Annotated in this window: 20 protein-coding genes; 11 read left to right on the forward strand and 9 right to left on the reverse strand. The window is 72.2% G+C overall.

Annotation, left to right across the window (positions count from 1 at the left end; all coding sequences use genetic code 11):
• Positions 1-66 precede the first annotated feature (66 nt).
• Positions 67-1,539, reverse strand: a complete 1,473-nt coding sequence (locus BMW99_RS02015; protein ID WP_069463257.1) for an MFS transporter — start codon at positions 1,537-1,539, stop codon at positions 67-69.
• 524 nt (positions 1,540-2,063) lie between these two features.
• Here BMW99_RS02015 and BMW99_RS02025 point away from each other — a divergent pair.
• Positions 2,064-5,774 (forward strand): S8 family serine peptidase, encoded by a 3,711-nt coding sequence (locus BMW99_RS02025; RefSeq protein ID WP_245791135.1) that lies wholly within the window; start codon positions 2,064-2,066, stop codon positions 5,772-5,774.
• A gap of 207 nt (positions 5,775-5,981) precedes the next feature.
• On the opposite strand, the gene BMW99_RS02030 is transcribed toward BMW99_RS02025, so the two are convergent.
• Entirely contained in the window at positions 5,982-6,521 is a 540-nt protein-coding gene (locus BMW99_RS02030) for a GNAT family N-acetyltransferase (protein WP_069463256.1), read from the reverse strand.
• Between the two features lie 254 nt (positions 6,522-6,775).
• On the opposite strand from BMW99_RS02030, the gene BMW99_RS02035 reads away from it, so the two are divergent.
• The 4 genes from BMW99_RS02035 to BMW99_RS02050 all read left to right on the forward strand — a co-directional run bounded on the left by BMW99_RS02035 (position 6,776) and on the right by BMW99_RS02050 (position 11,472).
• A complete protein-coding gene (locus BMW99_RS02035) occupies positions 6,776-10,009 on the forward strand; it encodes a GH92 family glycosyl hydrolase (RefSeq protein WP_069463255.1) in 3,234 nt (1,077 codons plus the stop codon).
• A 13-nt stretch (positions 10,010-10,022) separates the two neighbouring features.
• Positions 10,023-10,358 (forward strand): cupin domain-containing protein, encoded by a 336-nt coding sequence (locus tag BMW99_RS02040; RefSeq protein ID WP_245791136.1) that lies wholly within the window; start codon positions 10,023-10,025, stop codon positions 10,356-10,358.
• A gap of 80 nt (positions 10,359-10,438) precedes the next feature.
• Positions 10,439-10,825, forward strand: a complete 387-nt coding sequence (locus BMW99_RS02045) for a hypothetical protein (protein WP_069463254.1) — start codon at positions 10,439-10,441, stop codon at positions 10,823-10,825.
• A 209-nt stretch (positions 10,826-11,034) separates the two neighbouring features.
• Positions 11,035-11,472 (forward strand): lamin tail domain-containing protein, encoded by a 438-nt coding sequence (locus BMW99_RS02050; RefSeq protein WP_245791137.1) that lies wholly within the window; start codon positions 11,035-11,037, stop codon positions 11,470-11,472.
• A gap of 61 nt (positions 11,473-11,533) precedes the next feature.
• Here the strand turns inward: BMW99_RS02050 and BMW99_RS02055 are convergent, their stop codons facing one another.
• From BMW99_RS02055 to BMW99_RS02080, 6 genes are all read right to left on the reverse strand, one after another.
• Entirely contained in the window at positions 11,534-12,232 is a 699-nt protein-coding gene (locus BMW99_RS02055; protein ID WP_245791138.1) for a rhomboid family intramembrane serine protease, read from the reverse strand.
• 196 nt (positions 12,233-12,428) lie between these two features.
• Positions 12,429-12,638 (reverse strand): hypothetical protein, encoded by a 210-nt coding sequence (locus tag BMW99_RS02060; RefSeq protein ID WP_069463252.1) that lies wholly within the window; start codon positions 12,636-12,638, stop codon positions 12,429-12,431.
• Positions 12,639-12,762: 124 nt separating this feature from the next.
• Positions 12,763-13,758: a dihydroxyacetone kinase subunit DhaK gene (dhaK, locus tag BMW99_RS02065; RefSeq protein ID WP_069465222.1), complete on the reverse strand. Its 996-nt coding sequence runs from the start codon at positions 13,756-13,758 to the stop codon at positions 12,763-12,765.
• 85 nt (positions 13,759-13,843) lie between these two features.
• On the reverse strand, positions 13,844-14,515 hold the full coding sequence (gene dhaL, locus BMW99_RS02070) for a dihydroxyacetone kinase subunit DhaL (protein WP_069465223.1): 672 nt from the start codon (positions 14,513-14,515) through the stop codon (positions 13,844-13,846).
• 23 nt (positions 14,516-14,538) lie between these two features.
• Positions 14,539-15,366 (reverse strand): HAD-IA family hydrolase, encoded by an 828-nt coding sequence (locus BMW99_RS02075; RefSeq protein WP_075016122.1) that lies wholly within the window; start codon positions 15,364-15,366, stop codon positions 14,539-14,541.
• A gap of 3 nt (positions 15,367-15,369) precedes the next feature.
• On the reverse strand, positions 15,370-16,230 hold the full coding sequence (locus tag BMW99_RS02080) for a class II fructose-bisphosphate aldolase (RefSeq protein ID WP_069463573.1): 861 nt from the start codon (positions 16,228-16,230) through the stop codon (positions 15,370-15,372).
• 240 nt (positions 16,231-16,470) lie between these two features.
• On the opposite strand from BMW99_RS02080, the gene BMW99_RS02085 reads away from it, so the two are divergent.
• A complete protein-coding gene (locus BMW99_RS02085) occupies positions 16,471-18,438 on the forward strand; it encodes a potassium transporter Kup (protein ID WP_069463572.1) in 1,968 nt (655 codons plus the stop codon).
• A gap of 26 nt (positions 18,439-18,464) precedes the next feature.
• On the opposite strand, the gene BMW99_RS02090 is transcribed toward BMW99_RS02085, so the two are convergent.
• Positions 18,465-19,232 (reverse strand): FadR/GntR family transcriptional regulator, encoded by a 768-nt coding sequence (locus BMW99_RS02090; protein WP_079138414.1) that lies wholly within the window; start codon positions 19,230-19,232, stop codon positions 18,465-18,467.
• Between the two features lie 183 nt (positions 19,233-19,415).
• Between BMW99_RS02090 and BMW99_RS02095 the strand changes: the two genes are divergently transcribed.
• From BMW99_RS02095 to BMW99_RS02115, 5 genes are read left to right on the forward strand one after another with little or no spacing between them, the layout of a single operon-like run.
• Entirely contained in the window at positions 19,416-21,011 is a 1,596-nt protein-coding gene (locus tag BMW99_RS02095) for an amino acid permease (protein WP_079138413.1), read from the forward strand.
• On the forward strand, positions 21,008-22,381 hold the full coding sequence (locus tag BMW99_RS02100) for a glutamine synthetase family protein (protein WP_069463571.1): 1,374 nt from the start codon (positions 21,008-21,010) through the stop codon (positions 22,379-22,381). The genes BMW99_RS02095 and BMW99_RS02100 overlap by 4 nt, the downstream gene beginning before the upstream one ends.
• Positions 22,378-23,130, forward strand: coding sequence for a gamma-glutamyl-gamma-aminobutyrate hydrolase family protein (locus BMW99_RS02105; RefSeq protein ID WP_069463570.1), 753 nt, complete (start codon positions 22,378-22,380; stop codon positions 23,128-23,130). The genes BMW99_RS02100 and BMW99_RS02105 overlap by 4 nt, the downstream gene beginning before the upstream one ends.
• Positions 23,127-24,503, forward strand: a complete 1,377-nt coding sequence (locus BMW99_RS02110; protein WP_069463569.1) for an aldehyde dehydrogenase family protein — start codon at positions 23,127-23,129, stop codon at positions 24,501-24,503. Before BMW99_RS02105 ends, BMW99_RS02110 begins: the two co-directional genes overlap by 4 nt.
• Entirely contained in the window at positions 24,500-25,267 is a 768-nt protein-coding gene (locus BMW99_RS02115; protein ID WP_075016123.1) for a 3-oxoacyl-ACP reductase, read from the forward strand. Before BMW99_RS02110 ends, BMW99_RS02115 begins: the two co-directional genes overlap by 4 nt.
• Positions 25,268-25,271: the final 4 nt, after the last annotated feature.

The following is a 25,271-nucleotide window of genomic DNA, read 5'->3' on the forward strand; positions in this document are numbered from 1 at the left end:
ACACCTGTCCACGCATCCGCCGCTCCGCGCACCCTCGTTCCGTCCCGGAGGTCCGGACGACCGACCCTAGGGGCAGTAGTCCTCGGGCTCCTTGTCGTGGCGGAAGCGCGCGAAGAGGGCCGGGGAGAACCAGCCGGGCTCCTGGCCGCCCATCCACGTCTCGACCGCGGGCGTCGGCAGGTGGCGCACACCGCCGACGACGTAGAAGGCGACGCCGAGGACCGCGCCCGCGACCGAGATCCCGAAGCAGATCCAGAGGGCCGTCCGCGTGCCCTCGTCGATGCCGCCGCCGACGTGGGCGGCGATGTACAGCAGGACCGGGGCGATCAGGAACGCCGCGACCGCGCGCATCAACTCGATGATGGCGAAGACACGTTGCACGTTGCTGGAGCGCAGCGAGAAGCCCGCGATGAACAGGGCGGGGACGACCGAGGCGCCGACACCGACGCCGATCAGTCCCGAGCCCACCCCGATCATCACGCCCATGGGCGGGGCGGTGGAGTTCATGACCACGATGCCCGCGATCAGGAAGCACATGCCGACGAGGACGTAGGTGTGCAGCAGGCGGGTGCGGAAGACGTATCCGAAGACGGCCGCGGTGATCACGGCGCCGCCGAACTCGGGGAGGTACAGCAGTCCCAGGTGCAGCGGGCTGTAGTGGGGGGCGAGCGAGGTCAGGGTCAGCGAGATCGCCGAGACCGACGCGGCCGCCGCGCAGATCGCGGCGACGATGCCGGCGACCGGGAGCGTGCTGACCAGGCTCCTGACGCACAGCAGCGGGTTCTTCGACGTGTACTCGTGGACGAACAGGACGATGATCAGCAGCAGCCCGCCGAGCAGCGGCGCGCACGCCGTCGGGTCGAGGAAGCGGTGGGTGAGCAGCCGCGACGCGCCGAAGAACGCGGCCACGCAGCCCAGGGTGGCCAGGCCGAGGGCGATGTAGTCGATGGGTCCGTCCGGGTTGGCCGGCGGGGTGTCCCGGAAAGTGAGGAGGGACAGCACGAGCGCCGCCGCGGCGATCCCGGCGATGATCCAGAACAGCGGCCGCCAGCCGTGGGAGTTGGCCTGGATGCCGCCGACCACCGGTCCGAGGGCGACCGCGCCGAAGATGCAGACGTTGAGGATCACCGCGGTCACCCGCAGCCGGTCCGGCGGGTAGTCGATGATCAGCGGCGGTACGGCGGCGATCAGCAGCAGGCTGGTGCACAGGCCCTGCAGGACGTGCCCGACGATGAACATCGCGGGGTCGACGGCCGCCGCGGTGAGCACCGAGCCGATCACCAGCAGGCAGCCGTAGACGATGAGCATCCGGCGCTGGTGCACACGTTGCGCGAACTGCACGGCCAGGACCGTCCCCACCGCGTAACCGGCGTTCGCCATGCCCGTCGTGACGTTCATCGCCTGCAGGCTCATCCCCAGCTCTTGGGCGATGTGCGGCGTGAGGGGCCCCAACGCGGCGGAGAGGGCCAGGTAGGGCACCAGGGCGAACACCACCATGGTCGCAACGACGGGATAGCGTCCGGCCAGCGGACCTCGCATCGGTCGTTTCTCCTGTTCGGCGGGAACGGCGGGAACGGCGGGTTCGACGGGAACGGCGGGTACGGCGGGTTCGGCGGGAACGGCGGGTTCGACGGGAACGGCGGGTTCGACGGGAACGGCAGGATCATCACATTCACGGCATTACGGCATCACATCACCATGATGGCCGCGGACCACCGCACCGACGTCCGGCTCAGCCGCCGATGTCACCCGATCGACCCTCAAACGCGCGCGCACCCGCCCCGCGGGCCGGTCGCCCCGACCGCCGCCGCACGGCAACCGCACCGCCGCCGGCGCCCCGGCGAGCGGCGGCCCGCACCCCCGTCCCCTCTCACCATGACGAGCCGTTCGAAGACCGGACACCTGTGCGGCGATTCGCCGCGGTCCGTCCCCGCACGCGGCAACTGTGCCGTGGCACAACCGCGTCATGGCACGACGGTGCCAGTCCGCGCCCATTGTCCGGTGCTCCAGGTCAGCCCATGATCCGGGAGGTCTTCCGCTCTTCCATCAGCTGGGGAGTCTCCTTGCCACTCGTTCCCGTCCCCCGGACCTGGCCCGTCGCGCTCGCGGCGATCACCGCCCTGGCGGCCGGCGCCCTGCCGGCCACCGCCGCGGCGCCCCTCGCGGCACCGCGGGCACGGCCGGCGGTCTCCGCCGCCGCGCCCCAACCCCACGGCACCGCCCGCACCGTCACCCTCATCACCGGCGACAAGGTCACCCTCGGCACCGCCGCCGACGGCAGCCCCGTCAACTCCTTCCAGAGCCCGAGGGGTGCGTCCGCCGGATACCACCGCGCGGTGGTGGACGGCGCGACCTACGTCTACCCCGACGCCGCCCTGCCGTACGTCGCCGCCGGCACGCTGGACAAGCAGCTGTTCAACGTGACGCGCCTGATCGCGGACGGCTACGACGACGCGCACTCCGCGCGGCTGCCGCTGATCGTCCGCTACACCGACGCCGCGGCCCGCGCCCGGACCCGGCCGAAGGTGGCCGGCTCCTCGGTCGTCCGTGCGCTGAACAGCATCCAGGGCGCGGCGCTCGCGCAGGACCACGCGCAGGCCACGGCCTTCTGGTCCGCGCTCACCGGCGGGACCGCGGCCTCCACCGCCCGTTCGGCGCACCCGGCCCTCGGGGGCGGCGTCGCCAAGGTCTGGCTCGACGGACGGGTGACGGCCGACCTGGCGGACTCCACCGCACAGATCGGGGCGCCGCAGGTCTGGGCGCAGGGGAACACCGGCGCGGGCGTGAAGGTCGCGGTGCTCGACACCGGCGTCGACTCCGAACACCCCGACCTCGCCGGTCAGGTGGGCGACACCAGCAGCTTCGTCCCCAGCGAGCCGGACACCACCGACTGGAACGGCCACGGCACGCACGTCGCCTCCACGATCGCCGGCACCGGCAGCGCCTCCGACGGCAAGGAGCGGGGTGTGGCGCCCGGCGCCCGGCTGGAGATCGGGAAGGTCCTCAACTCCGAGGGCAGCGGGCAGGAGTCCTGGATCATCGCCGGCATGCAGTGGGCCGCCCAGGACGAGCAGGCGAAGATCATCAGCATGAGCCTGGGCGGCGGAGGCGACGCCGACGACCCGATGAGCCAGGCGGTCGACCAGCTCAGCCGCGACACCGGCGCCCTGTTCGTCATCGCGGCCGGCAACGGCGGCCCGCACTCGATCGGCAGCCCCGGCGCGGCGGACGACGCGCTGACCGTCGGCGCCGTCGACTCCTCGGACCACCTCGCCGACTTCTCCAGCCAGGGACCGCGGGTGGGTGACGACGGGCTGAAGCCCGAGATCACCGCCCCGGGCGTCGACATCGTCGCGGCCCGCTCGCACTACACCCGCGGCGCGGGCTACTACACGACGATGAGCGGCACGTCGATGGCGACGCCGCACGTCGCGGGAACGGCCGCGCTCCTGGCCGCCGCCCACCCGGACTGGACCGGCACGCAGTTGAAGGAGGCGCTGGTCAGCAGCGCCCACGCCACGCCCGCGTACACCCCGTACCAGGCGGGCGCGGGCCGCGTGGACGCCCTGGCGGCAGTGCACGCCTCGGTGTTCGCCACCACGACCGCGTTCGCCGGCTTCCACACCTGGCCGGTCACGCCGGGCGGGACGGACGTCCGCAAGGTGACGTACACCAACACCGGTGACACGCCGGCCGACCTGGACCTGGCGGTCGACGCGGCGGGCGCGCCGGCCGGGCTGTTCGACCTGTCCGCCGGCCACGTCAGCATCCCCGCGCACGGCACGGCCTCGGTCGACCTGACCACGCACCTGGACCGCCTGGTGCCCGACCAGCCGGTCAGCGGCATGGTCGTCGGCACCGACGCCGGCGGCACGGTCCGCGCCCGCACGCTGATCGGCGGTGCGCAGGAGGGCCAGCGCCAGACCCTGACCGTCACGGCGAAGGACCGCTCGGGCAACCCGCTGTCCGGCACGGTCATGCTGACCACGCCGCACCTGTGGACGACACTCGAACTCGACGCGTCGGGAACGGGCAAGGCACGGATGCCGGTCGGCAGCTACAGCGGCTGGCTCATCTCCGACGTGCAGGGCGCGAGCGGGCCGCACTCGCGCGGCATGGCACTGCTCAGCTTCAACGACGTATCGCTCGACCAGGACCGGACCGTCACGCTCGACGCGCGCCAGGCTCGCCGGATCGCGGCCCGGGTGCCCGGTCAGACCACGCCGGTCGCGCCCCGGCTGGAGGTCCTGCGGTCCTTCCCGGACACCCTCGTCGAGACCACCATGCTGCCCAACGAGTCGTACGACAGCATCTGGGCGCTGCCCACGGGCAAGAAGGTGACCGACGGCACCTTCGAGTTCGGGGCGCGGTTCCGGCTGGAGGAACCGGCGCTCACGCTGGCGACCGGCAAGCGGGAGTATGTCGATCCGCTGGTCAAGCGGGCGGCCGTACCGCTGCCCGCGGGCACCAGGAAGCTGGCCGCCGTGTACGCCGGTGACGGCTCGGCGCTGGCGTCCCGTCACGACCTGGGCGGAAAGGCCGTGGTGGTCCGTGCCGACGGCGTCTCGGACATCCAGGCCCAGGCGGAGGCCGCGGCCGCGGCGGGCGCCAGGCTGCTCGTCGTCGTCAACAACGGCACCGGCCGGATGGACCCGTGGGACGAGAGCCCGTGGAGCCCGCTGAGCCCGGCGCCGCTGACCGTGGCCACGCTCGACGCCGACCAGGGCGCGGACCTGATCGCCGCGATCGGGCGCGGTGACGGAACCCTGACCGTCGACTCGCACCCGACCACGGACTACCTCTACGACGTGGTCCACCACTGGTCCGGCGGCGTCCCGGCCGACCCGACCTGGAGCGAGACGCGGGACAGTCTCGCCCGGGTCGACGTGTCCTTCCGGAACTACCGGCAGGGCAAGGCGATGGAGTACCGCACCGACGTGTGGCACGGCTGGGTGGACGGCAACCAGCTGACCGCGCCCGCCCAGGGCGAGCGGACCGACTGGGTCACCTCCGGCGTCGACTGGGTGGACGACGCCTTCATCGTCTCGGAGACCGGGCAGCACGCGGTCGACGTCCTCCACTACACGGCCGGCAGGCCCGCGAAGGTCACCTGGTTCGGTCCGATCCAGCGGCCCCGCATGGGTCCCGCCTACCAGCCGGTGCGGTATCTCGACACGATGTACGTCGTCGCGCCGGGCTGGGGCGACTCCGGCCACGGGCACGTCGGAGAAGCCGGCGGCAACTTCGACGTGAAGGACTGGGTGTCGCTCTACCAGGGTGACCGGCAGCTCGACTGGGGCAACGCCGAGTGGCTCCAGGTCCCCGGGCTCGCCGCGGACCGCCTGCCGTACCGGCTGGTGGTCGACAACGACCGCGCGGCGTGGGCCGACCCGTACTCCACGCACACGCTGACCGAGTGGGACTTCACCTCGGCCGGGACCGGCGCGGACGCCGCCGTCGCCCTGCCGCTGATCCAGCTCGACTACGCGGTGGACACCGACACCGCGGGCCGCGCGGACCGGCACGCCGACCTCACCGTCACCGCCTCGCAACTGCCGGGCGTGACCGCGGCCGTCGGCAGGCCGTCCGTCGACATCTCGTACGACGACGGCACGACGTGGCAGCACGCCGGCCTGGACCACCGTGGTGACGGCTGGCGGACGTCGCTGCATGCGCCGAAGTCGGCCGGTTTCGCCACCCTCCGGGTGACGGCCCGGGACGCCGCGGGCGACACCGTCTCCCAGACGATCACGCGGGCGTTCGGCCTGCGCTGACGCCCTTCGGCCGAACCGGCCGAACCCGCACGACGACGTCGGCCTGCAGGACCCGGTCCGGGTCCCGCAGGCCGACGTTCGTGCCAGGCGCCCGGGTCGGGCCACGCTGCCTTCCGATCCCGGGGGTTCGGGCCGAGGACCTGGACGACGTCCACGCTCGCAGGGCCGGCGAGATCCAGGTCGTCCACGGGTTCCGCTGAGGAAGCCTCACACGGACCGCGTCGCCGGGGACCGCATGCCGAGCCACTGCTCGGCGTCCCAGGCGTGGAACCGCTCCACCTCGGTGAACCCGAGCTTCGCCGCGAGCCGCATCGAGCCGGCGTTCGCGGTCTGGGTGGCGAGCACCACCGGCTCGCCGGGAAGGACGCCGTCGAACCAGTCGAGCGCCGCCGTGCACGCCTCGGCGGCGTACCCCAGCCCCCACGCCCGCGGCAGGAACAGGTAGCCGAGATCGGCCTTCCCCGCGGCGGCCGGGCGATGGCGCTCCGACGCTCTCCTGATCAGGATCTGGCCGATCATCCCCCCGTCGAGCTCCACGACGAAACTCCCCGGCCACCGCTCCGGCACCGCGGGCAACTCGCGTTCGAGCTCGTCCCGCGGGCGAGGCCCCCCGAGGTAGGTGTGCACCTCCGGCGACGCCAGCAACTCGACGAACGCCGCGCGGTCCCGGGCCTCGGACGCGCGCAGCACGAGTCTTCCGGTCGTGATCGGGGCGGGCGGCCAGGCAATGGATCCCAGTTCGGACATCTGCGCACCCTAACAAGGCGGCCGGACGCCGGTCGACGGTCCACCGGAGCGGGCCTCCGCTCCGACGCACCGTCACCGCGGGAAACGCGTGGCCGCGGTGGACGTCGGGGGCCGGCGTCGGCGCAACCCCTTGCCACGCGCGGGCCCCCACTGTAGGTTCCCGGAATCGCGTGACAACGATGTCATGGCGGTGTCAGGTGAAACGGCGCGCCAAGAGGGGCAACATGCGGCGGCGAGTTCTGAACGTCCATCCCATGCGGGCTGCCCTGCGCGCCGTCGTCACGTCGGCGCTCGTGCTCGCCGGCCTGACGGCCGTGCCCGGCGCAGCCGGCGCCGCCGACACGGCCTCCGCGCCGGCCGACCCGGCAGCGCTGGTCGCGCCCCTGGCCGGCACCGCGGCGGGCGGCGGGACGTACCCCGGCGCCGCACTGCCGTTCGGCATGGTGCAGTTCAGCCCGAACACCGAGTCGGCCGAGGGCGGCGGCTACGAGTACACGAACCCGAAGACGTGGGGGCTCGGGCTCAACCACCTCTCGGGGCCGGGGTGCGCCGCCATGGGCGACGTGACGTCGCTGCCGGTGACCGGTGCCGTCAAGTCCCTTGATCCGCACGCCGACGAGGTCACGATCGACCACGCCACGGAGGACGCGCACCCGGGCTCGTACGCCGTCGACCTGGCGGGCGTGCACACCGAGGTGACCGCGACCACCCGTACCGGCTGGGCGCGTTACACGTTCCCGGCCGGCTCGACGCCCGGCGTGCTGGTGAGCCCCGGCGGCGGCTTCCGCGGTGCGTCCGCCGCGAACGTCGACGTCGTCGGCGACCACACCGTCGAGGGATCGGTCGGGACGTACGGGTACTTCAACACCTGCCCGTCCAAGAGCTACAACCACTACACCGTCTACTTCTCGATGCAGTTCGACCAGCCGTTCAGCTCGTTCGCCACGGGCAGCGGCACCGCCGTCAGGACGGGACAGGCGTCCGCCACCGGCGCCGGCAGTGGGGCCTACCTCTCGTTCGCGGCTCGCGACGTCGTCGCCAAGGTGGGCATCTCGTACGTCTCGCTCGACGGCGCGCGGGGCAATCTCGCAGCCGAGGGAACGGCGGGCTTCGGCTTCGACGGAGTCCGCGCGGCTGCCGCGGCGCAGTGGAACACCCTGCTGTCGCGGGTCGGGATCCAAGGCGGCACGGACCAGCAGCAGTCGACGTTCTACACGGCGCTGTACCACTCGCTGCTCGACCCGAACGTGTACTCGGACGCGGACGGCGACTACACGGGCTTCGACGGCGCAGTGCACCACGAGCCGGGCGGGCACGCGCACTACACGGCGTTCTCCATGTGGGACACCTACCGCGCGCAGCAGCAGGTCCTCGACCTGGTGGCGCCCGAACGCGTCGCCGACATGGCGCACAGCCTGCTGGAGGACTCGCAGCAGGGCGGGTGGATGCCGAAGTGGCCGTACGCGCAGTACTACACGAACGAGATGGTGGGCGACCCGGCGGCGAACCTCCTCACCGACGCCTATCTGAAGGGCCTGGTGCGTCCCGAGGACGTGCGCCCGATCTATGACGCGCTCGTCAAGAACGCGACCCGGTTGCCCGACCCCGCGCAGACACCGTTCGAGGGCCGCACCGGACTCGCCGAGTACCTCAACGCGGGTTACGTGCCGCTGGGGAGCACCGGCGACTACTCGACCGCGGTGTCGGACCAGCTCGAATACGGTGTCAACGACTGCGCGTTGTCGCTCTACGCCGGCAGGCTGGGCGAGCACGCCGACGCCGCACGGTTCCTCGACCGGTCGCAGCGGTACCGGAACGTCGTCGACCCGCAGACCGGCTTCGCGCAGCCGCGCCGGGCCGACGGCTCGTGGCTCACGCCCTTCGACCCGGCGAGCGAGAGCGGGTTCAAGGAGGGCTCCGCCTGGCACTACACGTGGCTGGCGCCCCAGGACGTGACGGGACTGGCGAACGCGCTCGGCGGGGTCGGCCCGACGGTCGCGAAGCTCGACCGGTTCTTCTCGTACGGCCGGCTGGCCGCGGACCCCGCGGGCGTCGCGGCCACCACGTGGGGTGCCGAGGACCAGTACAACCCGGACAACGAGACGGACCTGCAGGCCCCGTACCTGTACACGTACCTCGGCCAGCCGTGGAAGACCGCGGACGTCGTGCGCGCCGCCGAGACCCTGTACGACACCAGCCCCACCGGGGTCACCGGCAACGACGACCTCGGCACGATGTCCAGTTGGTACGTGCTGTCGTCGCTGGGGCTGTACCCGTTCCTCGCCGGTTCCGACCAGTACACGGTGACGAGCCCGCTGTTCACCCACGCCGTCGTGCATCTGCAGCAACCGTGGTACCACTCGCCGGAGTTGGTGATCGACGCGCCCGGCGCCTCCGCCGCCGACCGCTACGTCCAGGGCCTGACCATCGACAACGCGCCCGTGAACACGAGCGTCGTCAGCCATCGCGCGATCCAGGACGGCGCCACGCTGCACTTCGACCTCGGGGACCGGCCGAGCGACTGGGCCACCGGGACCGGCACTCCGGTGTCCGCGTGCGCGGCGACGCCGCACACGGCCGATGTCCGGGTCACCGCGGTCACGTCCACGCCCGGTGCCGCCGGCGATGCGGGCACGATGACGGTGCGGCTCACCAACGCCGGTGACTCCGCCGCCACCCACGTGACGATCGGCGCGCAGGGGCCGTGGCCGGTGCCCGCGGCCACGCTTCCCGCGATCGCTCCCGGCCACTCGGCAACGGTCACCCTCCAGGTCGCGCCGCCGCCGGACACGAAGCCCGGCAGCTATCCGGTGACGGTCACCGCGGACTGGGCGGGCAACGGTGGGAGCGGCAGGGCCCTCACCACGTTCTCCACCGCGCGGTACCAGGTGGCCGCGAACTCGCTGCCGCAGTTGTTCGACACGGTGGGCACCAGCCCGGACGCCGACCGGAGCGTCGGCAACCTCGACGGCGGCCACAACAGCCTGTCCCGGGACGCGCTCGCCGCGGCGGGCCTGACTCCGGGTGCGACGGTCAACGTCGGCGGGGCCGCGCTCACGTGGCCGGCGAGTACGGCGGGACAGCCGGACGACGTCGTGGCCGCGGGTCAGGCGATCCGGCCGGCCGCGCCGGGAAGCGCGGACACCCTCGCGTTCCTCGCGACCGCCGGCTCCGGCGGTCCGGTCACGGCGACGGGGCAGATCGTCTACACCGACGGCACCGTGCAGCCGTACACGCTCCACGTGAGCGACTGGACGATGCACCACGACCAGGACCAGCTGCTCGCCGGGGAGACGGTGGCGGCCAAAACGGCGTACCGCAACCTGGCGTCCGGACCGCAGCAGACGAGCACGTACGTGTTCGGCGTGACGGTGCCGGTCGACGCGTCGCGGACCGTCGCGTCGGTCGTGCTGCCGTCCGGCTACTCGGGGCGGCTCAACCTCTTCGCGATGGGCCTCGCCCACGCGCAGGCCGCTCCCACCCCGTGACGGAGGAGTCGAGGTGAAGGACGAGCACGAGTTCCGTCCGACGGACGCCATGCCGTGGCACCCGGGGCCGGTGCCCGGCACGCACGAGAAGGTCCTGAGCCGCGACGAGGCGGATCCCGGCATCCTGACCCGCCTGGTCCGCTGGGAGCCGGGGTTCGCCACTCCGGCCGCCGTGATCCGCCACGAGTGGGCGGAGGAGGTCTACCTGCTCGAGGGCGCGTTGCACGATCTCACCCTCGGCGAGACGTTCTCCGCCGGCTGGTTCGCCTGCCGTCCACCGCTGATGCCGCACGGCCCGTACCGCACCGCCGAGGGGTGCGTGATGCTGGAGATCCGCTACCGCGCCTGAGAGCGCGACTGCGACGGTCGTCCCCGAGCTGGGCGGCACACCCGTTCCGGGGACCCGGAGCTCGCCGCGCAGGAGGCCCGATGAGTTACAGCGTCTTCGTCCAGCGCTTCGCGCACGGCGACGCGGCCCCGATGGACGACGCGCTCGCCCAGGAACTGCTGGCGCCCTATGTCGTGCGCAGCGAGCCGGAGTTCGGGTTCGTCCGGATCGCGGCGAGCGACGGTGGCCGAGCCGACGTCTACGCGAGCCCGGGCAGCCTCATGGTGAGCCGCTTCTCCTGGGGCGGGATCCTCGACGTCCTCGCCGGACTGGTCGAACGCCTCGACGCGGTCCTCCTTCTGCAGGAGGGCGTGGCCGTCCTGGCCACCGCCGGGCAACGCGCCCACCTCCCGCCGGAACTCCAGCCCGACGCTGTCGTCGTCGACCTCACCGGCGCCGCCGTCCGGGCGGTCATCGAAGGACTCTGACGCGCCAGGCGGCGGCAGCACCGGGGCCGGGACGGGGGCCGCACGTGTCGTGCAGGCCTCCCCGTGTCCCGCAAGGGCCGCCTCGGAACGGGTTACGCACCGTTTGGCCGTTTCCCTGGGGGACGGCACGGTTTCCCCTAGGATGGCGCTCTCGCCGGCCGCTCGAGGCCGGCCAGTGCCAGGGGGGCACCGTGTTTCGCTTCAGGGGAGTGGCTGCCGCATGCCTCGCGACGGCCGGCGCCGCCGCGGTCGTCGTGACGGGGAGCCCGGCGCAGGCCGCCGGGACGTTGCACATATCGGAGATCTACTACAACAGCCCGGGGACCGACACCCGCAGCAACACCAGTCTCAACTACGAGTGGGTGCAGGTCACCAACTCCACGACGAAGGCCGTGAGTCTGACCGGCTGGACGCTCACCGACTCGTCCCGGCACGTGTACACGTTCGGCTCGTTCTCGCTCGGCGCGGGGAAGTCGGTGCGCGTGCACACCGGGAAGGGCACGAACACCGCGGCCAACCGCTACCAGGGCCGCGCGGCCTACGTGTGGAACAACGACCGCGACACGGCGACGCTGCGGCGTTCGACGGGCTCGTGGGCCGACGCGTGCAGCTACAACGACGCGACGCGCAGCTACGTGTACTGCTGAACAAGACGGAGCGCCCCCGTACGGCCGTCGGCCGGGCGGGGGCGCCTCGCCGCCGGGGCCGTCACAGCAGGCCCAGGTCCTCGAGTTCCTGGTGGAGGTCGGCCCGGGGGTTGCCCTTCCCGCGTGGCGCGGACCCCTGACGCGCTCGGGGGCGCGGGCCGGAACCGCTCCGGCGGTTGCGCAGGAGCCATGCGCCGGCGACTCCGCCGGCCAGTCCGCCGAGGTGCGCGAGCCAGCTCACGCCGGGCGTCCCGGGGACGGCGACGGTCAGCATGTAGGCGAAGGACGCCGCCATCACCAGGCCCACCAGGGTGTCGACGAGGTGCCGGTCGAAGAGCCCGCGGACGACCACGTAGCCGAAGTACCCGAAGATCAGACCGCTCGCGCCGACCGTGTCCAGGTCCCCGCGCTCGAAGAACCACACGGCCAGGCCGCTCGTCGTCGCCACCAGCAGGGTCAGGGCCAGGAAGCGCGCCACGCCCCGGTACGCGGCGAGGAAGCCGAAGACGAAGAGCGGGCCCGAGTTGGCCTCGATGTGTGCCCAACTCCAATGCAGGAGAGGGGCGGTGACGACGTCGGGGAGCCGCGCGGGGTCCCCCGACAGCAGCCCGTAGTCTTGGGAAAGGGCGTAACCGTCAGCCCAGTTGGCGCACTGGATGCCCCACACGATGGCGAGGAATCCGACCATGACGAAGAGGGCCTTACGGGCCTCCGCGATCATCTCCTCCGCACCGACCGGACCCGGCTCGGTTCTCTCCACCCCTCTACCTCCCGCTTGGACCTCCCCCCGTGGTTCGTCGGCATCCTAGGGCACGGATCTGGCCGGGAATCGACCCTCGGCCGAGTCATGACGAGAGGCGGCGGCACGCCGTCACGCAGCGCTTCCGCGCGTCAGGCGCGCGCCGCGCGAAAAGGACGAGTTCAAGCCAGGGCGGACCGCCGGGCCGAGGCCCGGGTCAGGTCCAGAGGTCGGGGCCACCGCCGCGCCAGTCGATCACCATGGGGTCGTCGAGACGTACCTCGTCGGGCTCGAGGCCCGCGCGGCGCAGGAACTCCACGACGTCGGCGGGCGAGTAGGCGACGCCCAGGATCTCGCTGCCCACCCGGACCCGTCGTCCCGCGCCCACGACCGGCTCGACCACCACACGCACCCGCGGCTGCTCCATACCCCCAGCCTGCCCCACATCGCCCCCGCCCGCAGCCGACTGCGGGCACCGGCGTCACGGCCTCAGGGACCCGCGCCCGTCCCACCGGGGCAGGCCGAACCCGGCCGGACCCGATCCGGCCCGGTCAGAAGACGCGGATGGGGATCTCGGCGGGCGCGCCGAAGAGGTCGATCAGCTCGTCGTCCAGGCGCACCAGGGTGACCGACACCCCGGCCATGTCGAGGGAGGTGCAGTACTCCCCGACGTAGGAGCGGTGGACCTGGATGCCGAGGTCCGCGAGCTGCTTGTGGGCCAGGCCGTAGACGAGGTACAGCTCACCGATCGGCGTGCCGCCCAGGCCGTTCACCATCAGGGCGACCCGGTCGCCGGACGCGAACGGCAGGTCCTCGACGACGGCGGTGACCAGGTCCTTCACCATGTCCTTGGCCTGGCGCAGCTTCTCGCGGCGGCGGCCGGGCTCGCCGTGGATTCCGACGCCCATCTCGACCTCGTCGGCGGGCAGTTCGAACAGCGGGGAGCCCTTGGCCGGCGGGGTGCAGGCGGTCAGCGCCATGCCCATGGTGCGGGCGACGGAGTTGACCTTGGTGCCGATGCGGTGCACCTCGTCGAGGTCGGCGCCGCGCTCGGCGGCCGCGCCGACCGCCTTCATCACGAAGAAGTTGCCCGCGACGCCGCGGCGGCCCACGGTGTACGTCGAGTCCTCGACGGACACGTCGTCGTCGATGAACAGGGTCCGCGCCTCGATGCCGTCGGCCTGTGCCAGCTCCTCGGCCATCTCGAAGGCCATCCGGTCACCGGTGTAGTTGTTCACCAGCAGCAGGACGCCCTTCGGGGAGGCCACCCGCTTCACCGTCTCGTAGACGAAGTCGGCGGGCGGCGCGGCGAACACGTCGCCGGGGCAGGCCGCGTCGAGCATGCCCTTGCCGACGCTCATCACGTGGGCGGGTTCGTGCCCCGAGCCCGACCCCTGGACGATGGAGACCTTGGCCTCCTGCGGCGCGTCCGCCCGCATGATCAGGTTGTACTCGGGGACGTAGCGGAGCGTGTCGGGATTGGCCAGGGCCAGCCCTTCCAGCATCTCGGCGACGAAGTCCTTCGGGTCGTTGACGAACTTCTTCATGGCGTGGCTCCAGGTGGGTCGGTCGGGTGCGGAGAGGTGGCCCCGGGGACGCGGGGAACCCGGGCGGCGGCCGTCGCCGGCGCGGTCAGTCGCGGGCATCCCAGGTGTCGGCGATGCGTTCCGCCATCACGGCGACCGCCACGGCCCCGGGGTCCGGCGAGCCGATGCTGCGTTCGCCGGTGTAGCTCTGACGCCCCCGCATGGCCTGCATCGGCGTGGTGGCGTCGGCGGCGGCCCGCGCGCTCGTGGCGGCCACCCGGGCGACGTCAGCGGCTTCCGCCGCCCCGCCGTCCCCTCCCTCGCCGAGCCGCTGCTCCACCGCGTCGGTCATGGGGATCAGGGCGTCCAGCAGTGTCTTGTCGCCGATGTCGGACCGGCCGCGGGCCTTGATGCCCTCGGCCGCCGCACGCAGCATCGCCACCGCGTCACGGCCGTTCAGCGCGGCCCAGTCGGGCTGGTCCTTGACGGCCGCCGCCGCGCGCAGGAACGCCGTCCCCCACAGCGGCCCGGACGTGCCGCCCACGCGCTTGGAGATGACCATCGCGACCCGCTTGAGGAAGTCCGAGGGGGTCGCGCGGTCGAAGGTGTCCCAGTCCGCGAGGACGATCTCGAAGCCCCGCGCGAGCGAGTACCCGAAGTCGCCGTCACCCGCGACGGCGTCCAGATCGCCGAACTGCTGCTCGTTGTCGACGGCCGTCCTCGCGATCGTCCGGACCACGAACTCCAGATCGCTTCCCTGCGTCGATGGCGATGACATGTCTCTCCCTCAGCGGCGTGACGTCAGTGCTGCTCCGTGCCCGGACCGCCGGGGCGCCCGGCCGCACCGGCCGCTCCGGACTCGAGGGCGCCCTGCAGGTGCCCCAGGCCGACGAACGGTCGCGGATCGAGTCCGAGCGGGTCGCTCAGGACCTCCGTCACGATCTCCTGCGGCTCCGGGTCGCCCAGGGACGTGACCACCAGCGACGCCCCCGCGAAGTCCTCCTGCCCGGTGTAGGCGCTGACGGTGACGACGCACGCCAGGCCGGCGGCCAGCGCCGCCAGCATCCCGTTGCGGCTGTCCTCGACCACCACGGTCGCGGCGGGGTCGAGGCCGAGCCGGTCGACGCACAGCCGGTAGATGTCGGGCGCCGGCTTCTTGTGCTCCACGACGTCGCCGGCGAACACGTGGACCGCCGGTGCCAGACCGGGGCCGGCGGCCAGGTCGAGCACGCTGCGCACGGAGCGTTCCGCGGAGGTGGAGGCCACCGCGAGGGTCCAGCCCGCCTCGTGGGCGTCGGCGATGATCCGCCGTACTCCGGGCCGGGGCGGGATGGTGCCGCTGCCGATGATCCCGGTGTAGATCTCGGTCTTGCGGCGGTGCCAGCGCGCCACCTCGTCGGCCAGCGCCGCGGGGTCGGAGGGGAGCCCGGCCTCCTTGACGAAGTCGGGGGTCAGCAGCGTCTTCATGCGCTCCTTGCCGCCGCCGACCTTGACCTTCTCGGCGTACTCGGCGTCCGACCACCGCACGGGCAGGCCGAACTCCTCGAAGGTCTGGTTGAAGGCCGGCAGGTGGCCGTAGCGCTCGGTGTCGGCGAGCACGCCGTCGCAGTCCAGGACGAGGGCGGGCATCGGTCAGGCCGCCCGGCCGGCGCTGCCGAACAGCGTCATGAGGGACCCGGCCATGTCGACGACGTCCTCGCGCACGGCCCGGAACAGGGACGGCGGGTCCCACTTCCCGCGTTCGTCCGCGATCCGCAGGAACGCGAGGTTGGACTTCATGTAGGTCTCCTTGAGAGCGGTCGAGATGTTGACCTTGGCGCACCCCCGGGAGATCAGCTCGCGGAACTGCTCGTCGGACATGCCGCTGCCACCGTGCAGCGCGATCGGCAGCGGATGGGCCGCCACGATGTCCGAGACGCGCTGGAAGTCCAGCACCGGCGCCTGCTTGTACGCCCCGTGGGCGTTGCCGATCGCCGGGGCGAAGACGTCCACCCGGGTGGTCCCGAGGAACTCCAGGACGACGTCGAGGCTCTGCCGCTGCGCCTCGGTGTCGGAGCCGACGCCGTCCTCCACGCCGGTGATGGACTCGATCTCGCCCTCGACGTGCGCTCCGTATCCGCGGGCCTCCGCGACGACCTCCACGGTCTGCCGCATGTTCTCCTCGACGGGCATCGTGGAGGCGTCGAACAGCACCGAGTTCCAGCCGCGGGCCAGGCACTCCGAGATGACCTCGCGCTCGGGGCAGTGGTCCAGGTGCAGCGTGACGGGCACCTCGATCCCCGCGGTCATCGCGGTCCACATCGCGTGCAGCACGTCGCTGCCGATGGACCGGACCGTCTTCACGGACGTCTGGACGATCAGCGGCGACGACTTCTCGACCGCGGCGGCCAGCACGGCCTCCAGCGTGAGGTCGTTCACGATGTTGATGGCGGGAACGCCGTACCGCTTCTCGAAGGCGTCGGACACGATCGTGCTGAGGGGTACAACAGGCACGGTGCCTCCAGTGCTCAGTCTCCCGTCCCATTGCACGCCCCCGGTGCACGCCCCGCCACTCGGCCCGCCGGGCCCACCGGGCACGGAAGGCGGCCGCCGCTTCACGGAAAGTGACGAGGGCCGTCGCGCCGGCGGCCCGGCAGCGCGCCTTCGGCGGACCGTTCGCAGGCCACGGCGAGCACGCCCGGTAGTGTCCGGCACGAGACGCCAGGCATCCGGCCGGCGCCGAGGAGGATCGCAGTGACCAATCGTCAGCACTCGCCCGGCCCTGACGACGCATCAGCACCGGGACCAGTGACGACGCACGGCGCCGGGCGCGACGCCGCGCGCCTGGCCGTGGTCGTCGGCGCTCTGGGCGTGGTCTTCGGCGACCTCGGCACCAGCCCGCTCTACACCCTCCAGACGGTGTTCAACCCGAACGATCCGCACCCGGTCCCGGTGAGCACGCAGAACGTGTACGGAGTGCTGTCGCTGGTGTTCTGGTCGGTGACGATCATCGTCTCGGTGACCTACGTGCTGCTGGCGATGCGCGCCGACAACGACGGCGAGGGCGGCATCATGGCGCTGATCACCCTGCTGCGCCGGATGAACGGGCAGCAGGGACGGCGGGCCGCGGCCGTGCTGACCGGCCTGGGGATCTTCGGCGCGGCGCTGTTCTTCGGCGACAGCATGATCACCCCGGCGATCTCGGTGCTGTCGGCGGTCGAAGGCATCAAGGTCGTGCAGCCGTCGCTGGAGAGCGCGGTCGTCCCCATCACGGCAGTGATCATCGTGCTGCTGTTCCTCGTGCAGCGCAGGGGCACCGCGGCGGTCGGCCGGCTGTTCGGGCCGGTGATGATCGTCTGGTTCACGGCGATCGGGGCGTGCGGTGTGTCGGGCATCGCCGACCACCCCGGCATCCTGAAGGCCCTGTCGCCGACCTATGCGCTGGGGTTCCTGTTCGGCCACTTCGGCACGGCGTTCTTCTCCTTGGCCTCGGTCGTCCTGGCGGTCACCGGAGCCGAGGCGCTCTACGCCGACATGGGGCACTTCGGCCGCCGGTCGATCACGCGGGCCTGGGTGTTCGTCGTGTTCCCGGCGCTCGTGCTGAGCTACTTCGGCCAGGGCGCGCTGATCCTCAACGACCACCACAACGTCAGCAGCCCGTTCTTCCTGCTGGTCCCCGGCTGGGGACGGCTGCCGATGGTCCTGCTGGCCGCGGCCGCCACGGTGATCGCGTCCCAGGCGGTCATCACCGGCGCGTACTCGGTCGCCTCGCAGGCCGCGCAGCTCGGCTACCTGCCCAGGCTGCGGATCGCGCACACCTCGGAGTCGACGATCGGCCAGATCTACGTTCCCTGGATCAACTGGCTGCTGATGGTCTCCGTGCTGACCCTGATCTTCGCCTTCCGCAGCTCCGCGTCGCTGGCCTTCGCGTACGGCATGGCCGTCACCGCGACCATCACCATCACCACGCTGCTGTACTTCTACGTCGCGAGGGCGCGGTGGGGGACGCCGGTGTGGCTGGTCGTCGGCGGGGCGACGGTGCTGCTGGCGTTCGACCTGCTGTTCGTGGGGGCCAACCTCACCAAGCTCGTCCACGGCGCGTGGCTGCCGCTGCTGATCGGCCTCACCGCGTTCGCCATCATGACCACCTGGCAGCGCGGCCGGCACATCGTCACCGCGGAACGGGCCCGGCGCGAGGGCTCGTTGCGCGAGTTCGTCGACGAACTCCGCAACGACCGGCCGTCGGTGCTGCACGTCCCCGGCACGGCCGTCTTCCTCAACCGGGACAAGCGGACGACACCGCTGGCCATGCGGGCCAACGTCGAGCACAACCACGTCCGGCACGAGCAGATCGTGATCCTGTCCATCGAGACCGAGCCCGTGCCGCGCGTCCCGGTCGAGGAGCGCATCGTCATCGACGACCTCGGCTACTCCGACGACGGCATCATCCATGTCACGGGCCGTTTCGGGTACATGGAGACGCCGGACGTGCCCGGCACGCTGGCCCTGCTCGACCCCGCCAGGACCGAGGGCCCGCTGCAGCTGGACCAGGCGTCCTACTTCCTGTCGACGATCGAGCTCCGCCGCGGGAAGGCGCCGACGATGACGCCGTGGCGCACGAGGCTGTTCATCGCGACCTCCTACATCACCGCGGACGCCGCCGAGCACTTCGGGCTCCCCCGCGACCGCACCGTCATCATGGGCGCGCACATCGAGGTCTGAGCCCCGGCCGGATCGTCCGGCGGTGGTCAGCCGAGGAAGCCGCGCAGGAGTGCCGCGGTGGCTTCGAGATGCTCTTCGGTGGCGCGGCGGGCGGCCTCGGCGTCGCCCGCGAGGATCGCCTCGGCCATCGCCCGGTGCTGCACGGCGGAGTGGTCGATGTTCCGCTCGAGTATGGGGATGGCGTCGAGCAGGTCGTTCAGGCGCAGCCGGGCCTCGGCGAGGCTCGCCACCAGCGAGGGGGATCCGGTGAGTTCGGCGACGGCCAGGTGGAACCGGGTGTCGGACTGGCGGTAGCGGTCGGCGGGGACGGACTCCAGGTCCGCGAGGTGGCGCCGCAGGCCGCTGCGCTGGCTGTCGCTCAGCGTCCGGCGGGCCGCGGCCTCGGCGGCACCGGTCTCCAGGACGAGGCGGTAGGTGAGCGCGTCCTCGAGGTCGCCGCTGCCGAGGCCCTGCACGGCCTTGCGCAGGGCCCCGGGCTGCGGAGCGGGCTGCCGGTAGGTGACGAAGGTGCCGCCGTACCGCCCGCGCCGCGACTCCACGTACCCGGCCCGCTGGAGCGAGTGGAGGGCTTCGCGCAGGGTGTCCCGGCTGACGTTCAGGCGCCCGGCGAGGTCGCGTTCGGAAGGGAGCCGCTCGCCGTGGGCCACCAGTCCCAGCTTGATGACCTGCAGGACGCGTTCGACGGTCTCCTCGAAGGCGTTTCCCGCGCGCACCGGCCGGAACGCGGCCGAACCGAGCAGGCCGCCGGCCGCCTCGGGCTCTGGCCGCGCGCCGAGCGTGTCATCCGGGTCCACGGCGAAAGCGTAACCGCGGTGTAACCGGAACGGGTGACCGGACTCTTGACGCCCCGTCACCAGGCCGACACAGTGGCTCACACCGCAATGGACGTCCACTCGTCCATTGATCGTCGAAGGGCCCCGCCGTCAGGGTGGGGCGCGCCGGGCTCCGGTCCACCTCTACCCACGGAGGGGTGCCCCATGACATCCGCCAGCTCACCCGACCACGCCGGCAGAGTGCCCACGCCGAGGACGGACACCGGCGCCACGCCCCCTGACCTCGCCGACGACGAACGGCGCCTCCACGAACTGGGCTACGCCCAGGAGCTGGCCCGCTCCATGTCGGGGTTCTCCAACTTCGCCGTGTCGTTCTCCATCGTGTCGATCCTCTCCGGTTGCCTGACCCTGTACGGAACCGGCATGAACACCGGCGGCCCGGTGCTGATCACCTGGGGCTGGCCCGTCGTCGGGCTGTTCACCCTGTGCGTGGGCCTGGCCATGGCCGAGATCTGCTCGGCGTTCCCCACCGCGGGCGGCCTCTACTACTGGGCGGCGCGGCTCGCGCCGCGCAACGCGGCGGCCTGGAGCTGGTTCACCGGCTGGTGCAACTTCATGGGCCAGGTCGCGGTGACGGCCGGTATCGACTACGGCGCGGCCTTCTTCACCAACGCCCTGCTGGACCTGCAGTTCGGCTTCTCGTCCACGCCCGGGCACACCGTGGAGATCTTCGCCGTCATCCTCGTGCTGCACGGTCTGCTCAACACCTTCGGCGTGCGCCTGGTCGCGCTGCTGAACAACGTCAGCGTCTGGTGGCACCTCCTGGGCGTGCTGATCATCGTGGGCGCGCTGGCCGTCGTGCCGTCCAAGCACGCCTCGGCGTCGTTCGTGTTCACGCACTACGTCAACAACACCGGCTTCGGGTCGTCGTTCTACGTCGCGATGCTGGGCCTGCTGCTGGCGCAGTACACGCTGACCGGGTACGACGCGTCGGCGCACATGACCGAGGAGACCAAGGGCGCGGCCGTGTCAGGTCCGCGCGGCATCGTGAACGCCATCGTGGTGTCGCTCGTCGCCGGCTGGGTGCTCCTCATCGGCCTGACCTTCGCCATCCAGGACTACAAGGGAGAGCTGGGCAGCAAGACCGGGGTCCCGCCGGCCCAGATCTTCATCGACGCCATCGGCACGACCGGCGCCAAGTTCCTGCTGCTGATCGTCATCGGTGCCCAGTTCTTTTGCGGCATGGCGTCGGTGACGGCCAACTCACGCATGATCTACGCGTTCTCGCGTGACGGCGCGCTGCCGGGCTCGCGGTTCTGGCACCGGATCAACCCCCGCACGCAGACGCCGACCAGCGCCGTGTGGCTGGCCGCGGGCGGCGCCCTGGTGCTCGGTCTGCCCGCGCTGTGGAACACCACGGCGTACACCGCGGTGACCTCCATCTCGGTGATCGGGCTGTACCTCTCCTACGTCATCCCGGTGTTCCTGCGGCTGCGGCACGGCGGGACCTTCGAGCGCGGCCCCTGGCAACTGGGCCGCTGGAGCGGGATCATCGGCACCGTGGCGGTGGTGTGGACCGTCTTCATCAGCGTGGTGTTCATGCTGCCGACCGCGAGTCCCATCACGGCGAAGTCCTTCAACTACACACCGGTCGCCGTCGCCGTCGTCCTCGGCTTCTCCGCGCTGTGGTGGGCACTGTCCGCGCGACGGTGGTTCACTGGCCCCCGCATGGCGCAGGCCGCGGCGGACCGGACCGACGACGGCTCCAACCCGTCGGAAGACGCACTGGAGAAGCGATGACCAGTCCCCGTCCCACACCCCGCCTCAGCCTGGAGCAGCTGCGCCTCGACGTCGCCGACGGCACGGTGGACACGGTCGTGCTGGCCATGACGGACATGCAGGGACGTCTGCAGGGCAAGCGCGTGGCCGCCGACTACTTCCTCGCCGACGTCGTCGACGCCGGCGGCGCCGAGGGCTGCGGCTACCTGCTCGCGGTGGACGTCGAGATGAACACCGTCGACGGCTACGCCATCTCCTCGTGGGACAACGGCTACGGCGACCTCGTGCTCTCCCCCGACCTGGCCACCCTGCGCCGCCTGCCCTGGCACCCCGCGACGGTGATGGTCCAGTGCGACGTCCTGCACCACGACGGCGAGCCGGTCGGGATCTCGCCGCGGCAGATCCTGCGCCGCCAGCTCGACCGCCTCGCCGCACGCGGCTGGCACGCCCACGCCGGTACCGAGCTGGAGTTCATGGTCTTCCGCGACAGCTACGAGCAGGCGTGGCAGAGCGGCTACCGCGGCCTGACCCCGGCGAACCAGTACAACGCCGACTACTCCGTGCTCGGCACCGCCCGCATCGAGCCGCTGCTGCGCCGTCTGCGCAACTCGATGGCCGGTGCGGGCATGACCGTGGAGTCCGCCAAGGGCGAGTGCAACCTCGGCCAGCACGAGATCGCGTTCAAGTACGCCGAGGCGATGGCCACCTGCGACAACCACGCGGTGTACAAGACCGGGGCCAAGGAGATCGCCGCGCAGGAGGGGTACGCGCTCACCTTCATGGCGAAGTTCGACGAGCGCGAGGGCAATTCCTGCCACATTCACCTGTCGTTGCGGGACGCGGCCGGGACACCCGTGCTGGCCGGGAGCGGGAATCACGGCTTCTCGCCGGTGATGGAGCACTTCCTCGCCGGGCAGCTCGCCTGCCTCGCGGACTTCTCGCTGCTCCTCGCGCCGAACGTCAACTCCTACAAGCGGTACGCGCCCGGCAGCTTCGCGCCCACCGCGATCGCCTGGGGGCGTGACAACCGGACCTGCGCCCTGCGGGTCGTCGGGCACGGCCTGTCGCTGCGCTTCGAGAACCGGGTGCCGGGGGGCGACACCAACCCGTACCTGGCCGTGGCCGCGCTGGTCGCCGCGGGGCTGCACGGCGTCGAGCACGAACTGCCCCTGCCGCAGGAGTTCACCGGCAACGCCTACGCCTCCGACGGCGCGCGGGTGCCGGCCACGCTGGGCGAGGCCGTCGCGGCCTTCGCCCGCAGCGAGGCCGCGGAACGCGCCTTCGGCAAGGGTGTCGTCCAGCACTACACGCACGCCGGCGAGGTGGAACTCGCCGCGTTCAACCGGTCGGTGACCGACTGGGAGCGGCAGCGAGGGTTCGAGCGGCTGTGAACGCCTCGCCCGCCTCGCCCGCGGCGCCGGTCCCGGGTCCCCGTCCCGTCGTCGGGATCTCCTGCTACACCGACGACGCCGCCTGGGGGGTGTGGGAGCAGCGGGCGGCGCTCCTCCCCCAGGGCTATGTGGACGGTGTGACCCGCGCCGGGGGCGCCGCGGTCCTGCTGCCGCCGCAGCCGGAGACGGACTCGGCCGCCCGGATCGTGGCCGGGCTCGACGCGCTCGTCCTGGCCGGTGGTCCCGACATCGACCCCGCGCGCTACGGCGCGTCACCCCATCCCCGCACCGGGCCACCCCACCCGGAACGCGACGCCTGGGAACTGGCCCTCGCCCGCGCGGCGCTGGACCGTGACGTGCCGGTGCTCGGCGTGTGCCGCGGCCTGCAACTGCTCAACGTGGCCTGCGGCGGCACGCTCCGGCAGCATCTGCCCGAGGGCAGCCACCAGCGGGTCCCCGCGCGCTTCGTGCGCCGCACCGTCCGCGTCCGGCCCGGGACCCGGCTCGCCGGGGTGCTGGGCGCCGGCGCGGAGGTGTCCTGCTACCACCACCAGGCCGTGGACCGGCTCGGTGCCGGGCTTCTGCCCACCGCCTGGGCGGACGACGGGACCGTGGAGGCCGCGGAGGCCGACGCGTCGCTCGGCCACCGCCACGTGCTCGGCGTCCAGTGGCACCCCGAGACCGACCTCACCGATCTCCGGCTCTTCGCCTCCCTGGTCACCGCCGCCCGCAAGGAGACTGCCGTATGACCGACGCGCCCGACCTGTTCGAGGTGCGCAACCCGGCCACCGAGGAGGTCATCGCCTCCGTCGCGATGGCCTCGGTCGCCGAGACCGACGCCGCGATCGCCCGCGCCAAGGCGGCGTACGCGACGTGGCGCGCCGTGGCTCCGGCCGACCGGGCCAGACTGCTGCGGGCGTTCGCCGCGGCGGTCGACGCCGACCGCGACCACCTGGCCGCGCTGGAGGTCGAAAACGCCGGCCACACCCTCGGCAACGCCCGCTGGGAGGCCGGCAACGCCCGGGATGTCATCGAGTACTACGCCGCCGCGCCGGAGCGGCTGTTCGGCCGGCAGATCCCGGTGGCCGGCGGCATCGACCTCACGTTCCAGGAGCCGCTCGGCGTCGTCGGCGTGATCGTCCCGTGGAACTTCCCGCTGCCCATCGCCGCGTGGGGTCTCGCGCCCGCGCTGGCCGCCGGCAACACGGTCGTCCTCAAGCCCGCTGAGCTCACCCCGCTCACCGCCCTGCGGCTCGCCGAACTGGCCCTGCGGGCGGGGCTTCCCGAGGGTGTGCTGACCGTGCTGCCGGGACGCGGACCCGTCGTGGGCCACCGCTTCGTCACCCACCCGGACGTGCGGAAGGTGGTGTTCACCGGCTCCGGGCGGGTCGGCAGGTCCGTCATGGCGGGCTGCGCCGAGCAGGTGAAGCGCGTCACCCTCGAACTCGGCGGCAAGAGCGCCAACATCGTGTTCGCCGACGCCGACCTGGAACGGGCCGCGGCCACCGCCCCGTACGCGGTCTTCGACAACGCCGGCCAGGACTGCTGCGCCCGGTCCCGGATCCTGGTGGAGCAGTCCGTCCACGACCGGTTCCTCGGCCTCCTGGAGCCGGCGGTCCGCGGCGTGCGGGTCGGCGACCCCGCCGACGAGAAGACGGAGATGGGCCCGCTCATCTCCGCCGCGCACCGCGAGCGGGTGGCGTCCTACGTGGACCGGGTGGCCTTCCGGGGCACGGCGCCCGAAGGACCGGGCTACTGGTACCCGCCGACCGTGCTCGCCGACGTCGGCCCGGACGACCGGGCGTTCACCGAGGAGATCTTCGGTCCCGTGGTCGTCGTCGTGCCCTTCCGCGACGAGGCCGAGGCGGTCCGCATCGCCAACGCCACCGACTACGGCCTCGCCGGCTCCCTGTGGACCCGCGACGTGGGCCGCGCCCTGCGGGTCGCCCGCGGTGTGGAGGCGGGCAACCTGTCCGTCAACTCCCACTCCTCGGTGCGCTACTCCACGCCTTTCGGCGGCTTCAAGCAGTCCGGGCTCGGGCGCGAGCTCGGACCCGACGCCCTCGCCGCGTTCACCGAGACCAAGAACGTCTTCATCGCAACGGAGGAACCTCCAGCATGATCACGCGACTTCAGGGGCGGACCGCCGTCATCACCGGGGCCGCCAGCGGCATCGGCCTCGCCACCGCCCGGCGGCTGGCCGCCGAGGGCGCCCGGGTGGTGTGCGTGGACCTGGACGCCGAGAACGGCGCCAAGGCCGCGGCCGAGGTGAACGGCCGGTTCATCCAGGCCGACGTCACCGACGAGGAGGCGGTCCGCGCGGTCTACGAGGAGGCCGTGGACGCCTACGGGCGGCTCGACATCGCGTTCAACAACGCGGGCATCTCCCCGCCGGACGACGACTCCATCCTCACCACGGGCCTGGCGGCGTGGCGCCGTGTCCAGGAGGTCAACCTCACCTCGGTGTACCTGTGCTGCAAGTACGCGATCCCGCACATGCGGCGGCACGGGAAGGGGTCGATCATCAACACCGCGTCGTTCGTCGCGGTGATGGGCGCGGCCACGTCGCAGATCTCCTACAGCGCCTCCAAGGGCGGCGTCCTGGCGATGTCCCGTGAACTGGGCGTGCAGTTCGCCCGCGAGGGCATCCGCGTCAACGCCCTGTGTCCCGGGCCGGTCAACACCCCCCTGCTGCGGGAGCTGTTCGCCAAGGACCCCGAGCGGGCGGCCCGCCGCCTGGTGCACGTGCCGATGGGACGGTTCGCCGAGGCCGACGAGATCGCCGCGGCCGTCGCGTTCCTCGCCAGCGACGACGCGTCCTTCATCACCGCGAACACCTTCCTCGTCGACGGCGGCATCTCCGGGGCGTACGTCACCCCGGAGTGAGCCA

This window comes from Actinacidiphila rubida, from assembly GCF_900110255.1.
Classification (GTDB): Bacteria; Actinomycetota; Actinomycetes; order Streptomycetales; family Streptomycetaceae; genus Actinacidiphila; species Actinacidiphila rubida.